The organism is Paenibacillus sp. JT31N7 (genome assembly GCF_059692095.1).
This window is the reverse complement of record NZ_JCAUAT010000002.1, coordinates 625,274-639,167: the sequence shown is the minus strand read 5'-3', so window position 1 is coordinate 639,167 and position 13,894 is coordinate 625,274. Positions and strand designations below refer to the sequence as shown.

Annotated in this window: 12 protein-coding genes; 10 read left to right on the top strand and 2 right to left on the bottom strand. The window is 55.3% G+C overall.

Annotated elements, in window-relative coordinates; all coding sequences use genetic code 11:
* Positions 1–65 precede the first annotated feature (65 nt).
* The 9 genes from AC58P5_RS13180 to AC58P5_RS13140 all read left to right on the top strand — a co-directional run bounded on the left by AC58P5_RS13180 (position 66) and on the right by AC58P5_RS13140 (position 11,339).
* Complete coding sequence (locus AC58P5_RS13180; protein WP_497387111.1) at positions 66–1,673, top strand: S1C family serine protease; 1,608 nt, start codon at positions 66–68, stop codon at positions 1,671–1,673.
* Between the two features lie 201 nt (positions 1,674–1,874).
* The gene (locus AC58P5_RS13175) at positions 1,875–2,564 is read left to right on the top strand and encodes a response regulator transcription factor (protein ID WP_042229337.1); all 690 of its coding nucleotides are present in this window, start codon (positions 1,875–1,877) and stop codon (positions 2,562–2,564) included.
* A complete protein-coding gene (locus AC58P5_RS13170; protein ID WP_497387109.1) occupies positions 2,565–4,085 on the top strand; it encodes a sensor histidine kinase in 1,521 nt (506 codons plus the stop codon).
* A 45-nt stretch (positions 4,086–4,130) separates the two neighbouring features.
* Complete coding sequence (locus AC58P5_RS13165) at positions 4,131–5,084, top strand: 4-hydroxy-3-methylbut-2-enyl diphosphate reductase (RefSeq protein ID WP_497387107.1); 954 nt, start codon at positions 4,131–4,133, stop codon at positions 5,082–5,084.
* A gap of 32 nt (positions 5,085–5,116) precedes the next feature.
* Entirely contained in the window at positions 5,117–5,671 is a 555-nt protein-coding gene (locus tag AC58P5_RS13160; protein ID WP_497387105.1) for a DUF2062 domain-containing protein, read from the top strand.
* Between the two features lie 244 nt (positions 5,672–5,915).
* On the top strand, positions 5,916–6,959 hold the full coding sequence (gene aroF, locus AC58P5_RS13155) for a 3-deoxy-7-phosphoheptulonate synthase (RefSeq protein ID WP_497387104.1): 1,044 nt from the start codon (positions 5,916–5,918) through the stop codon (positions 6,957–6,959).
* Positions 6,960–7,193: 234 nt separating this feature from the next.
* On the top strand, positions 7,194–8,618 hold the full coding sequence (gene glnA, locus AC58P5_RS13150; protein ID WP_497387102.1) for a type I glutamate--ammonia ligase: 1,425 nt from the start codon (positions 7,194–7,196) through the stop codon (positions 8,616–8,618).
* Positions 8,619–8,782: 164 nt separating this feature from the next.
* The gene (locus tag AC58P5_RS13145; RefSeq protein WP_497387100.1) at positions 8,783–10,093 is read left to right on the top strand and encodes a DUF1800 domain-containing protein; all 1,311 of its coding nucleotides are present in this window, start codon (positions 8,783–8,785) and stop codon (positions 10,091–10,093) included.
* Between the two features lie 16 nt (positions 10,094–10,109).
* Positions 10,110–11,339, top strand: a complete 1,230-nt coding sequence (locus tag AC58P5_RS13140; RefSeq protein ID WP_497387098.1) for a DUF1501 domain-containing protein — start codon at positions 10,110–10,112, stop codon at positions 11,337–11,339.
* Positions 11,340–11,450: 111 nt separating this feature from the next.
* On the opposite strand, the gene AC58P5_RS13135 is transcribed toward AC58P5_RS13140, so the two are convergent.
* Entirely contained in the window at positions 11,451–11,552 is a 102-nt protein-coding gene (locus AC58P5_RS13135) for a YjcZ family sporulation protein (RefSeq protein WP_497387096.1), read from the bottom strand.
* Positions 11,553–11,779: 227 nt separating this feature from the next.
* Between AC58P5_RS13135 and AC58P5_RS13130 the strand changes: the two genes are divergently transcribed.
* Positions 11,780–12,586, top strand: coding sequence for a YheC/YheD family protein (locus tag AC58P5_RS13130; protein WP_497387094.1), 807 nt, complete (start codon positions 11,780–11,782; stop codon positions 12,584–12,586).
* 146 nt (positions 12,587–12,732) lie between these two features.
* On the opposite strand, the gene AC58P5_RS13125 is transcribed toward AC58P5_RS13130, so the two are convergent.
* A complete protein-coding gene (locus AC58P5_RS13125; RefSeq protein ID WP_497387092.1) occupies positions 12,733–13,881 on the bottom strand; it encodes a YheC/YheD family endospore coat-associated protein in 1,149 nt (382 codons plus the stop codon).
* Positions 13,882–13,894 lie beyond the last annotated feature (13 nt).

Here is a 13,894-nt window from a genome sequence, read left to right as displayed (position 1 = left end):
TTCATGTCAACCGTCCTTCGTTTTTTATATTCTTTTTCCTAACTTTTATAAATGGAGGAATTGCCATGGATGATTATAAAAAAGATTTCGGCCCTGGCCACAACAACGATTCGGATTTAAACCGCGACCGTGACCGCGAGCGTGAACTGGAAAGACGGGAGGCCGGCTACGAACCCGGATACGACTCCGGACGGGAAGAAGCGGCGGCGCAGGAGAAGCCTTCCTACTATTACTCTTACGGTCCCCACAAGACGGGCATGACCGAGGAAACGCACAACACCGAATCGGACACGACGGCTTACTCGAACGGCGAAGGTTCGGCGCCTGTGGAAGTGACGCCTCCGAAGCCGGTAAGATCCTTCTCCTTCAGCAGAGACGGCGCATCCAAGCCGGGCGGAGGCTGGAACGGCAGCGGACCCGCCAAGAAGCGCTCGTCTCTCCGGAGCGGATTTGCGGCTTTCCTGGCCGGTGCGGTCGTCGTGAGCACGCTGATGTTTGCGGCGGACAAAACGAACCTGTTCACCGGCAAACAGCCGATGACCCTGCCGGGCGCCCAGCCGAATTCCTCTCAGACGGTAGCGGCGGGCAGCGCAAGCAAAGTTTCGCTGGACTCGGCCCGTCCGGACAACATCGCCCAGATTTTCGCCCAGGCAAGTCCGGCGACCGTTAAGATCGAATCTTACGTCAAGACGAAAAGCAGCTCCCAGCGCAATCAGATGAACGATCCCTTCTACCGGTTCTTCTTCGGTGACCAGGGAGACTCCAAGCAGGACAGCGGTTCGGGCAAAAGCGACGGCGCCCTTCAATTGGCAGGCAGCGGAACCGGCTTTATTTTCGAGAAAAGCGGCTACATTCTGACCAATGAGCACGTAATCGACGGAGCGGATGAAATCCGCGTAACCGTTCAGGGCTACGATAAGCCGTTCGTCGCCAAGCTTCTGGGCAACAGCTACGATCTTGACCTGGCCGCGATGAAAATCGAAGGCGACAAGGACTTCCCGATTCTGCCGATCGGTAAAGCGGACAGCCTGAACGTAGGCGACTGGGTTGTCGCGATCGGTAACCCGTACGGGTTCGACCATACGGTAACAGTCGGCGTGCTCAGCGCCAAGGAGCGTCCGATCACGATTCAGGATGAGCAGGGCACGCGCAACTACAAGCACCTGCTGCAGACAGACGCATCCATTAATCCCGGCAACTCCGGCGGCCCGCTGCTCAACATGAACGGTGAAGTCATCGGGATCAATACGGCCGTAAGCTCTCAGGCGCAGGGGATCGGGTTCGCTATTTCGGAAAGTACCTTCTCGACCGTTCTGGATAACCTGAAAAACAACGTGACGATTCCGAAGGAAAAAGCTCCGTACATTGGAGTAAGCCTTCAGAACGTGGATAAGGAATGGGTAAGCGAGCTGAAGCTGCAAAACACCGAAGGTGCGATTGTAGCCGAGGTTACACGCAAGAGCCCGGCCTTCCAGGCGGGAATGCGTCCTTATGACGTCATCGTAGACGTGAACGATCAGAAAGTGACGAACTCACAGGACGTGACGACCAAGATCCAGGCCTTGAAAGTCGGGGACAAAGCCAAAATCGGCGTGATGCGTGACGGCAAACGGGTAGAAGTCAGCATCACCGTCGGAGACAAGAACGCAGCGGAAACGACCGAGAAGAAGTAACGGTCGGACTGCCGCACCATGCGGAGCAGAGAACGGCAGCGATGCCGTTCTCTGTTTTTTTTCGGCAGTAAGTTGTGCTTCAAGGACGGAGGACGAGCGAGCGAGATTTTGCTCCAACGCCGAATTTGATACAATAGAGGGTAAAAGCGTCCCGCGAGGCTGCCTGCAGCCCAATCCATCTACAGAAGGGTGAAAACATTCATGCGTGAAACGATACTGGTTATAGATGACGACGAAAAAATTACGTCCATGCTGCGTCGCAGCCTTGCCTTCGAGGGCTATACGATCGTAACGGCCAACAACGGCAACGACGGCTTGAAAAAAATGCTCGAGCAGGAGCCTCATCTGGTCATCCTGGATGTGATGATGCCCGTTGTGGACGGGTGGGAGGTCTGCCGCCGCATCCGCGAAGGCGGAAGCAGCGTGCCGATTCTTATGCTGACGGCCAAAGACGAAGTCACCGACCGGGTGAAGGGGCTTGATCTGGGAGCGGACGACTACCTCATCAAGCCATTTGCGTTGGAAGAGCTGCTGGCCCGCGTGCGGGTGCTGCTGCGCAGACGGAATGAACGCGCCGAGCAGCCGACGAACCGGCTGCATTACGACAACATCACCCTGGATATGGATACGCGCGAGGTGTTCCGCGAGAGCCAGCTTATTGAACTCACGACGAAGGAATTCGATCTGCTGCACCTGTTTATGCAGAACCCGAAGCGGGTGCTTTCCCGGGACATCATCATGGAAAAAATATGGGGTTACGATTACAGCGGGGAATCGAATGTGCTGGAAGTGTACATTGCCCTGCTCCGGCAAAAAACGGAGGAGTACGGCCATAAGCGCATTATTCAAACCGTGCGCGGGGCCGGTTATGTGCTGAGAGGAGAGAACTAGATGTCTATCCGCCTCCGGCTGACGCTGTGGTATTCCGGCATTTTGTCGGTCACGCTGCTGCTGTTCGGCTTCGGCCTTTATTTATTTCTTTCCTTTTACATCTATAACGATCTGGAAAAGCAGTTGAACCGCACCTGGACGGAGACGTACGAGCGGATTAAACCGCTTGCCGCTCCCTCGATCCGGGGACGGGTTCCGATCAAGCTGGAGCTCGACAATGTAGACATGTTTTCGGAAAACACGCTCCTTCAGCTTGCCAGCTTGAACGATAAGGAAGGCCCCGTTATTCACGACCGGTCTTCCGTGCTCAAAAATCTGGAGCTGACGCTGCCCATCACAAACAATGCGGGGCAGAAGCTGCGGGGCAAAGATTCGCTTGTGGTCGAGCGGCTGAACTTGAAGGTGATGGACAAATCGTACCCGATTATTCTGGTCAGCCGGGGTTTCGACATCACCGACCCGGTAACCGGGAACAAGCTGACTCGGGGTGTGCTTCAGGTCGGAGCGACCATCAACTACTACGAGAACTTCTTCAACCTGCTCCAATATACGCTGGCGATTCTCGCCATGCTGACCGTACTGATCGCCGGAACGCTCGGCTGGTTCCTGGCGAGGAAGGCGCTGCGGCCGATCGAACAGGTGATCGTGGCTACGCAGCAGATCGAGAAGGGCACGGACCTAGACAAGCGAATTCTGTACGACGGACCCGAAGACGAGATCGGGCGGCTCACCGTCACGATTAACAGCATGCTTGGGCGGCTCCAGCTTGTATACAGCGAGCTCGAGGAGGCTTACCGCGCCCAGCGCCGGTTCGTCTCGGACGCCTCTCATGAGTTGAGGACTCCGCTGACGACCATCCGCGGCAACGTGGAGCTGCTTGAGAAGATGTGGAGCCGCACGCTCACAAGCGGGCAGGCCGGCGGCCAGGACAAGGAGCAGATGGAGATGTCCATCGAGGCGATGCAGGATATCGCCGGAGAAGCTCACCGGATGAGCCGGCTCGTCAACGACATGCTGTCGCTGGCACGGGCGGATGCCGGCTTCGAGATGCAGCGCCAGCCTCTTGAGCTGAGACCGCTGGTGGAGGAAGTCGCCCGGCGCGCTCAGTTCCTGCCGCGCCAGGTGCAGTGGGAAGTAGGCGACCTGGAGCCGCTGACCGATGTGGTTGTGGTCGGCAACAAAGACTATGTCCAGCAGCTTTTGTTCATTTTTATCGAAAATGCCTTCAAATACACCGAGGAAGGCAGCGTCCGGCTGGATGCGCTCCGCTCCGGGGACCAGATCGGTCTGCGTATTGCGGATACGGGAATCGGGATGGACAAGCAAGAGGTTCCGCACATTTTCGACCGGTTTTACCGGGCGGACGTTTCCAGAGGAAGGACGGCGGGCACCGGGCTCGGCTTGTCGATCGCGAAATGGATTATCGACGAGCATAAGGGCTCCATTGAGGTGAAAACCCGCCAGGGAGAGGGTTCGACCTTTATCATTTGGCTGCCCACTGTCTTTCTTCCCGTCTCCTGATCGGCTATAATGAAGGTATGAACGACAAAAAAGGTGGTGCTTTCGTTGAAAGTCGTCAAGATTTCCCCAAGGGGCTATTGTTACGGCGTGGTGGATGCAATGGCGCTTGCAATGCAAACCGCCAAAAATCTGGATCTGCCGCGGCCGATTTATATACTCGGTATGATTGTTCATAACTCTCACGTAACCCGTTTCTTCGAAGACGAAGGGGTTATTACGCTGGACGGTCCCAACCGGCTCGAAATTCTGGAGCAGGTCACGGGCGGTACCGTTATCTTTACGGCACACGGCGTTTCGCCGGAAGTCCGCCGCAAGGCACGCGAGAAAGGCTTGACGGTTGTGGACGCAACTTGTCCGGATGTGACGAAAACACACGATCTGATCCGCGAGAAAACGGCGGAAGGATACGAGATTATTTATATCGGCAAGAAAGGCCATCCCGAGCCGGAAGGCGCCGTCGGTATCGCACCCGATCACGTCCATCTGATCGAGACGCTGGCGGACGCGGAGGAGCTCCATATCGCTTCGGCCAAAATTCTGATCACCAATCAGACGACGATGAGCCAGTGGGACATCAAGCATATTATGAAGAAGCTGCTGGAGAGCTTCCCGACGGCTGAAATCCACAACGAAATTTGTCTGGCGACGCAGGTCCGCCAGGAAGCGGTTGCGGAGCAGGCGAAGGAAACGGATCTCGTCATCGTGGTCGGCGACCCCAAAAGCAACAATTCGAACCGGCTGGCTCAGGTGTCCGAAGAGATCTCCGGCGTCAAAGCGTACCGGGTTTCGGACGTTTCCGAAATCGACAAGAGCTGGCTGACGGGCGTCCGTACGGTGGGCGTCACTTCCGGAGCGTCCACGCCGACTCCCATTACGAAGGAAGCGATCGCTTATCTGGAGCAGTTCGATCCGGCTGACCCGGCAACATGGGGCATTACACGGACCGTTAATATGAAGAAACTGATCCCGATGGCCAAAAAAAAGGCTGCCGCCGAATAACCGGCCTAATTTACAGGATAGGATGAGGCACCATGCAGTATAGTGAAGGGGCACTCCGAAAGAAAAAGTTTGATCTTAAACAGACAGGTCGCTGGTTTAAATACAAATATCTTCTGCTGCTTCGCGCCAAGGGCGGGCCTTCGATGGTCGCCACCGGCTTTTCCATCGGACTGGCCGTCGAAATGTTCACTCTTCCGACGGTCGGTCTCGCTTTTTTTCTTATTTTTCCTCTCGTATGGCTGCTGCGGGGCAATTTTGCAGGTGCGCTGATCGGGTTCGTGTTCGGTAAAATCATCTACGTGCCGATGGCGATCCTGCTTAACAAACCGGTCGGTTCGCTTGTCGTTCCTCCGGGCTTCAAGGAGTACCTGATTCACCACGTTCCTGCCTTTTTGGCGAATGTCCTGAAAGGAAGCCTGGAGCTGATCGTGGGCGGAATGATCGTCGGAGGCATTCTTGGCCTGATCATGTACTTCCCGATCATGCTTTTGCTGAGGCTTCATGCCAACCGGCGCCGGGACAGGCGCAGATTGCGCAAGGAACATCAGCACGCTGGGGCATCCGGGTTTTCGGATGACGCGCATTAACCTTCCTGCGGGCACATGGACGCGAAGTCTACGTGTTGGAGCGCTTTACATTCACTGGCATTCCATAGGTTCTCCGGCCTTAATATGAAAAACGGACACATGCAGGCTTGACGGATAATCGTCGAGCCTGTTATTATTATTTTAGCGAAATACTTTAATGGATAAAAGCATAAAAGCTTAAAAGCAAACAAGCGTTGAAGCGTCGAGGCAAAACTATACCCAACCTATCAGGAGCGTGAACGGAATGATCGTAATTCTTTCAAATAAGGTAGAAGAAGCGCGTATTCAGGAAATCGTACACATTATCGAGAAGCATGAAGTGAAAGCACACGTATCGCACGGAGAAGACCGTACGGTCATCGGCATCATCGGGCAGGCCGATCCGGTATTGGCCGAGCAGCTGCGCCAGTTGAAGGGGGTCGAGCAGGTTGTCAAAATCTCCAAGTCCTACAAGCTGGCAAGCCGCGACTTCCATCCGGCGGATACGGTCATCCGCATCAAGGGCGTGGAAATCGGCGGAGATCAGCTCGTAGTCATGGGCGGCCCGTGCGCCGTCGAGACTCCCGAGCAAATCGACGAGATCGCCCGCCTGGTCAAGGCGGCGGGCGGTCAAGTGCTCCGGGGCGGCGCCTTCAAGCCGCGCACAGGCCCGTACAGCTTCCAGGGCGTCGGCGTGGAAGGGCTCGTCATGATGGCGGAAGCCGGTCGCAAGCACGGTCTTCTGACGATTACGGAGGTCATGACGCCGGAATACGTGGATGTTTGCGCGGAGTACGCCGACATTCTGCAAGTGGGCACCCGCAACATGCAGAACTTCGATCTGTTGCGCAAGCTGGGCTCGATCCAGACGCCGGTGCTGCTCAAGCGCGGCTTCAGCTCGACGTACGACGAATTCCTTAATGCGGCGGAGTACATCCTTGCGGGAGGCAATCCGAATGTGATGCTCTGCGAGCGCGGAATCCGAACATTCGAGACTTATACCCGCAATACGCTCGATCTTTCGGCGATTCCGGTGCTTCAGAGCTTGAGTCATCTGCCGGTAATCTCCGATCCGAGTCACGGAACGGGCCGGCGCGAGCTGGTCGAGCCGATGACGAAGGCTTCCGTGGCTGCCGGGGCGAACGGCCTGATCATCGAAATGCATACGGATCCGGACAATTCGATGACCGGAGACGGCGTCCAGTCCCTTTTCCCGGACCAGTTCGCCAAGCTGCTTCAGGATCTGGAGAAACTGGCTCCGCTTTGCGGCAAAAGATTCGATACCGCCAAAACACCCGTACTTGTCTAATTCGACAGGTTGTACGAATATCCCCGAAATCCCCCCCCGAAAAGCCTGAAAACCGGAGAAATCCGGTTTTTTTGTTTTTGATGTAATATTACCTGACATCCTTTAAAAAAATACCTGACATGAGTATTGACGATTTTTCTTCGGCCGCTATATAATATGAAAAAAGATCGAATGAAAACTGGAACATTACACAGGGGAAACAATGTGAATGTACGGAATTAGGAGGGTTTACACATGTCAGTACAGGACGTTTTGAACATTATCAAGGAAAAAAACATTGAGTGGATCGATTTTCGTTTTGTGGATCTTTTAGGTAAGGCGCACCACATTTCTCTCCCGGCTTGCGAAGTCGAGGAAGAAACTTTCGAGAACGGAGTTGCCTTTGACGGTTCCTCCATTCATGGTTTCCGCGGCATTGAAGAGTCGGATATGGTCATGATGCCTGATACGGAGTCGGTTTATGTCGATCCTTTCACGGCTCACCCGACACTGATCGTTATGTGTAACATCCACACACCGGACGGCGAGCGCTACGAGCGCGATCCGCGCAGCATCGCACAGAAGGCGGAAGAATTCCTGCAAACAGCCGGCGTAGGCACGACGGCGAACTTTGCTCCCGAGTCCGAGTTTTTCATTTTTGACGATGTCCGTTACGAAAGCGGGATGAATACCTCTTACTACTCCGTTGATTCCGAAGAAGGCGCTTGGAACACCGGCCGCAAAGAAGAAGGCGGTAACCTGGGCTTCAAAATCGGCGTTAAAGGCGGTTACGTGCCGGTTCAACCGGTCGATACCCAGCAGGATATCCGCAGCGAAATGTGCCGTCTGCTTCAAGAAGCGGGCCTTCGCATCGAACGTCATCACCACGAAGTGGCGACAGCCGGTCAAGCGGAAATCAACTTCCGTTTCGATACGCTGACCAAAACAGCCGATAATCTCATGAAATACAAATATATCGTCCACAACACGGCGAGACAGCACGGAAAAGTCGCAACCTTCATGCCGAAGCCGCTTTTTGGCGACAACGGATCGGGTATGCACGTTCACCAAAGCATCTTTGACGGCGACACGCCTTTGTTCTTCGACAAAAACGGCTACGCCAACCTGAGCGAAATGGCTCTGCACTATATCGGCGGTATCCTGTACCATGCACCGGCTCTGATCGCTCTGACGAACCCGTCCACGAACTCGTTCAAACGTCTCGTTCCGGGTTACGAAGCACCGGTTAATCTGGTGTTCTCCAAAGGAAACCGTTCCGCGGCAGTCCGTATTCCGGTTGCGGCCGTAACGCCGAAAGGCTGCCGCATCGAATTCCGTACGCCGGATTCCACGGCTAACCCTTACTTGGCTTTCGCGGCTATGCTGATGGCCGGTCTGGACGGCATCAAGAAGAAAATCGATCCGCGTGCGCTCGGCTACGGTCCGTTGGATAAAAATATCTACGAACTGTCCGACGAAGACAAGTCCGAAATCCGCAGTGTGCCGGGTACGCTGGACGAAGCTCTCGACGCTCTGGAAGCCGATCACGACTTCCTGCTGGAAGGCGACGTGTTCACCCAAGATTTCATCAACAACTATGTCGACATCAAACGCGGCGAAGCGAAAGATGTTGCGATCCGTATCCACCCGCACGAGTACTCCCTGTACTTCGGCTGCTAATCGATCCTCCTTTCTCCTCATTCAAGCAGGCAAAACTCCCGAACATTTCCCAAATGTTTCGGGAGTTTTTGTTTTCCTAACATTCTCTTAGCATGTTCCTGATTCTAATGTCATATTTTGGTTGTATAGTAGATAAGAAGTAAAAGAATTAGGTGGTGTACAACATGAAACCCTGGACCGAAAAGGAAGTCCTCCATCTGCTGGGGAGAGCTTCTTTTTCCGCTACGCCGGGAGAAGTGGATAGATGTCTGAAGCTAGGCCGGGAAGAGACGGTCCGCAGGCTCACCTCGGGCCAGCCTCTGGCCGACGGAGCTGCTTCCGCCCTTGTGTTCTCGGAAGTAAAAGCGGACGACAAGCCGCTGATCGTCACGGGAACGGGCGATCAGCAAACGTACTGGCTGTACCGCATGATTGCTTCACCAACCCCGCTGGTGGAGAAAATGACGTTGTTCTGGCACGGTCATTTTGCCTCCTCCTATTATAAGGTGAGCGATATCAAGCTCATGGTGCGGCAGAACGACCTGTTCCGGCAGCACGCCCTGGGCGGCTTCCGTAAGCTGACCGAAGAAATCGGCCAAGACCCGGCCATGATGCTGTATCTTGATTCGTATACGAATCAGAAGGGGAGTCCCAACGAGAATTACGCCCGCGAGATGATGGAGCTGTTCACCCTCGGCATCGGCAACTATACCGAACAGGACGTGAAGGAAGCGGCGAGGTCCTTAACCGGTTGGAGCTATAACCGGAAAACGGATATCGTCCAGTATCAGGAAGCGCGGCACGATGCCGGACACAAGGTTTTTCTGGGCGAAGCGGGTTATTTCGATTCCGCCGATGTGGTGCGCGTCGTCTTCAAACAGGCGGCGCTCCCGAAGTTTCTGGCGACGAAGCTGCTCCAATATTTTGCGGCGGAAAACCCGCCCGACGCCTGGATAGACCGGGTCGCCCGCAATATCTCGAAGATGCCGACGATCGGGGACGTGCTGTACGATTTGTTTGTTTCCGACGAATTTTACGAGGAAGCCTACCGGCTGTCTCTTATCAAAAATCCGGCGGAGTACGTAGCGGGCACGATGAGGACGCTGGGACTTCCCTTAACGGCGGCGTTCCGTGCAGGCATGGGGCTTATGGGCATGGAGCTGTACGCGCCGCCGGATGTCTCCGGCTGGAAGGGAGGAGCTTCATGGCTGGCGACAAACCGCCTGATCGCACGCTACCAGTTCGCCGAGAAGGTGGCCAAACGCGTTACGGAAGATCAGCTCCAGTCTTTGGCTCCGCAAGGGGCGCAAACCGGTCCGGAAGCGTATGTGGAGGGCTGGAGACGCAGCGTAGGGCTGGCTCCGCTCGGCAAGAACACGATGAATGTGCTGACGCAGTACGCGGCGGAAACGATCGTGAGCTCGAAAAAACCGGCCGGCGGCAAACGGAGCCTGCTGCAGCTTCTGCTCATCAGCCCGGAAGCGCAGATGAAGTGAGCGGAGGATTAGTAAAATGAACTTAACGAGAAGAGACTTTCTGATCAAGGGAACGGCACTGATAGCGGCGATCGGCATCGGAGGCCCCCTGCTGTATGCGGACAGTAAAAATATACTCAAGCCCGGACCGCCGGCCGGCTCGAAAGACCGGGTCCTCGTCGTGGTCCAGCTTTCCGGCGGCAACGACGGCCTCAATACGCTGATTCCGTACGGAATCGGAGCCTACCATGACGCCAGGCCGCGGCTTCGTCTCCAGCAGCACGAGGTGCTGGATATCAACAGCCAGCTTGGCCTGCACCCGAGTCTCGCGCAGCTTCACGGGCTGTACCAGCGCGGAAAAGTTGCGATTGTCCAGGGTGTCGGCTACCCGAAGCCCGACCATTCCCATTTCCGTTCCATGGAAATCTGGCATACCGGGGAGCCGGAGAAGCGGATCAGCGACGGCTGGCTGGGACGCTACGCTTTTTCGTCCCTGGATACCGCGAATCCGCTCCGGGCCGTCCAGCTGGGGAAGACGGAAACGCGGGCTCTCCGGCACGACTCCGTTTCGCTTCCCGTTGTTTCCGCGCTGGACTCCTATAAGATCTTTACCAGCAAGCCCCCCGATCCGGACCGGGGCCGTCTGAACAAGGCTTTCTTGGATATGTACAACCTGAACAAGCAGACGGCTCCTCTGCGGGTAGCCTGCTCCAGCGGGATCGAAGCTTACCGCAGCGTGGAGGCGATCGGCTCTCTGCGGCCGGGTTATACGGCGGGCGCCCCTTATCCGGACACCTCGTTCGCCAAGGATTTGCAGCTTGCCGCCCAGCTCATGGCGTCCGGCTCCGGCACTCGGGTCTTCTACACCCAGCTGGGGCCGTTCGACGACCATGCCAACGAGAAGGCGCACCATGCGGCCATGCTGTCCACGCTGGACGGGGGGCTCGGCGCCTTCTACCGGGATCTGGAAGCTCACGGCCTCCAGGATCAGGTTATGGTCATGGCGTTCTCCGAATTCGGCCGGAGAATGAAGGAGAACGGCAGCGGCGGAACGGATCACGGTACCGCCGGACCCGTTTTTCTGCTGGGAGGCGGGGTGAGCGGCGGGCTTTACGGGGCCAATCCGAGCCTCACGAAGCTGGATAAGGGAGATTTGAAGGCGGAGCTCGACTTCAGATCGGTTTATTACACCGTCGTGGAGAACTGGCTGAATGGGGACGCCCGCAGTGCGGTCGGGCGCTTGTACGAGAAGCTCTCGTTCGTTTAGACGCCTGCTTCCGGTATAATGTCTGCCCGGTGCTTTCCAATGAAAGAAAGACCGTTTCCCCAAGGAGGGAACGGTCTTTTTGTCGTTCAAGCATTAGCCGGATCGGCTGAATTAGTAAATGAACGCTTTGCTGATGATAACCAGTAGAATGAACAGAACCAGAATGGCGCCTGTGCTTGTAAAACCTCCGCCGTATCCGCCTACTCCTGACATTTTCGCATGACCTCCTTCGTAATGGAGTACGTGATATCGTATGCGCCGCGAAACCGCACGGTCTGGGTGGGCAGTGCCTAAGTATGCATGCGGCCCGGAATTCGCACGTTTTGGCTTCTGCGGCCGTATGATAGAAATCAGATGAATAGATCTAACAAAATCGCCGGTTTACTTGCCGGATTTCGCTTGCACGTCAATTTGCATATGGAGAATACGGGAGGCTGGCCATGGATTCACAAAACGTTCTGCCCAATACCAAACTGGGTAAAACCCAATTTCTGAATCGGCACTCGGAGCTGAAAAAGTTTCAGCCGGATACGGCACAGGCAACGAAAGATCATCTGTACGACTTTCTTAAACGGTACCGGATGGTGTACGTCAAGCCTAACAACGGGACGGGCGGCCGTGGCATTTTCAAGGTGGAATACAGCCCGAAAGGCCGATACCGGTATCAGATCAATGAGACAAAAAAGAAATTCGAAACGTACGATGAGCTGTACCGCACCATGTCCAAGCATTTCGGGGACACGAAGCATCTCGTTCAGCGTGGCATTCATCTTCTGACGAGCAAGGGCCGGGCTTTCGACATCCGGATCATGGTACAGAAAAATTTGCGGGGCGATTGGGAAAACACCGGCATTATCGGCCGTGTAGCGCACCCGGATAAGATTGTGACCAACTATCACCGCGGCGGAACCCCGACGGAAATTTCGAAGCTTTTGAAAGAGTATCTGAAAAAGGAACAAGTGCCGGATTATGTGACAAAGCTGAACCGGCTTGGACATGAAATCGCCGAATACATGGAAACCGGCTATCCCAAAGTAACGGCGATCGGCGTGGATATCGCGCTGGACAGCGAGCTGAAGCCCTGGATCCTCGAAGTGAACACCAAGCCGGACGCTTCTATTTTCAAAAAGCTGGACGACAAGAGCATCTACCGGAAAATATGGAAATACAAAAAAGCAAACCGGGTCATCATCCGCAGAAGAAGCGGCGACAATACCCCTAAATCCAAGCCTCTTACCAGGGTATAGAAAGCAGGAACGCAGCCGCTCGGAAAAAACGCATAGAAAGGGTGCAGGAGAATCTCCTGCACCCCTTTTCTGCGCTTTAGCCGCAAGACCGCTTATGAAGGAGCGCCCCGTCGGATTTGTGATCCGGTGACCGAGGCGGCCGGCGGTTACTTTTCCTGCTCCTGTTTCTGCTCCTGTTTTTGCTCCTGTTTCTGTTTCTGCTCCTGCTTCTGCTCCTGCTTCTGCTCTTGTTCGTTCAAATAGAGCGCGTACTGCAGCGGCCGGCGGATGGATTGCTGGTACAGATCATTGCGGCCCATCTTCTTGAACAGTTCGCGCCCCGGCTTCGGATTTACTTCGATCAGCCACACGCTGCCCTGCTTATCGATTCCGATATCGAGCCCGTATTCCAGCATTCTGCCGAAATGCTTCTCGATGACGGTGACGACCCCGTGGGCCAGATTGTGACACTCGGCGATGATCTCGCGTGTCTTCTCGGGCGTGAAACGTTTGTGAAGCACGGCTTCCGTGGAGGACGCGCGGCCGCCTCCGTGCAGGTTCGAAGTGGGATTGTTAACACCGCCTATGCGCATGCCTTCACCGGTAACTTCCCACTTGCCCTTATCGTTTTTCTGGATGAGCAGCCGCATGTCGGACACGTGGCCAGGCAGAAGATCCAAATCCAGTCCCTGCTGGATCATAAAGCTGCCCTTGCGTATCCTCTCCTGGCGGACCCACTGGTTGAGCCAGTTCGTGAGCGAGGTGAGGTTGCGGAAGAGGACGTTGCGTTTCGCGTACCCTTTCGTCCGCCCGAGCAGTCTGTACCCGCCCTTCACCCGTGTAATCTTCACGATGCTTTTGCCGCCGGTTCCGTTTCCGGGTTTGATGTAAACAATCTGGTGATTTTTGAACATGCGCACGAGGTTTTCGGCGTTATAATCGAGGGTAGCGGGTATCCATTTCTTGAGTTCTTCCTCGTTCGAAAAAAGCCGGGTGGCGCTCATTTTGTTCGTAAACGTATGATTGGCGTACACAAAATGCTTTTGTTTGCGGAATTCGCTGTAACCTTCCTGTGCCGTTCGGCAACGGTCGATCACGACATCCGGCCAGGGGAAGCTACGGCTGGTCCAGCTTCCGTTTCCGTCCGGTACATAGCCGCGGACCTGTTTTTTATCCGGGAACGCATCTTTGTGAGAGAAGATAAATACGGTGGCGCCTAATTTCTGGCCTTCCCTCACCAGCGAGCGAAAATAGCCGGGTTCCTTGAAGGAGTGCCCCTCCCGCCAGGTGAGGATGCCGATTACGGGCTTTGCCATTACGATTCCCAGT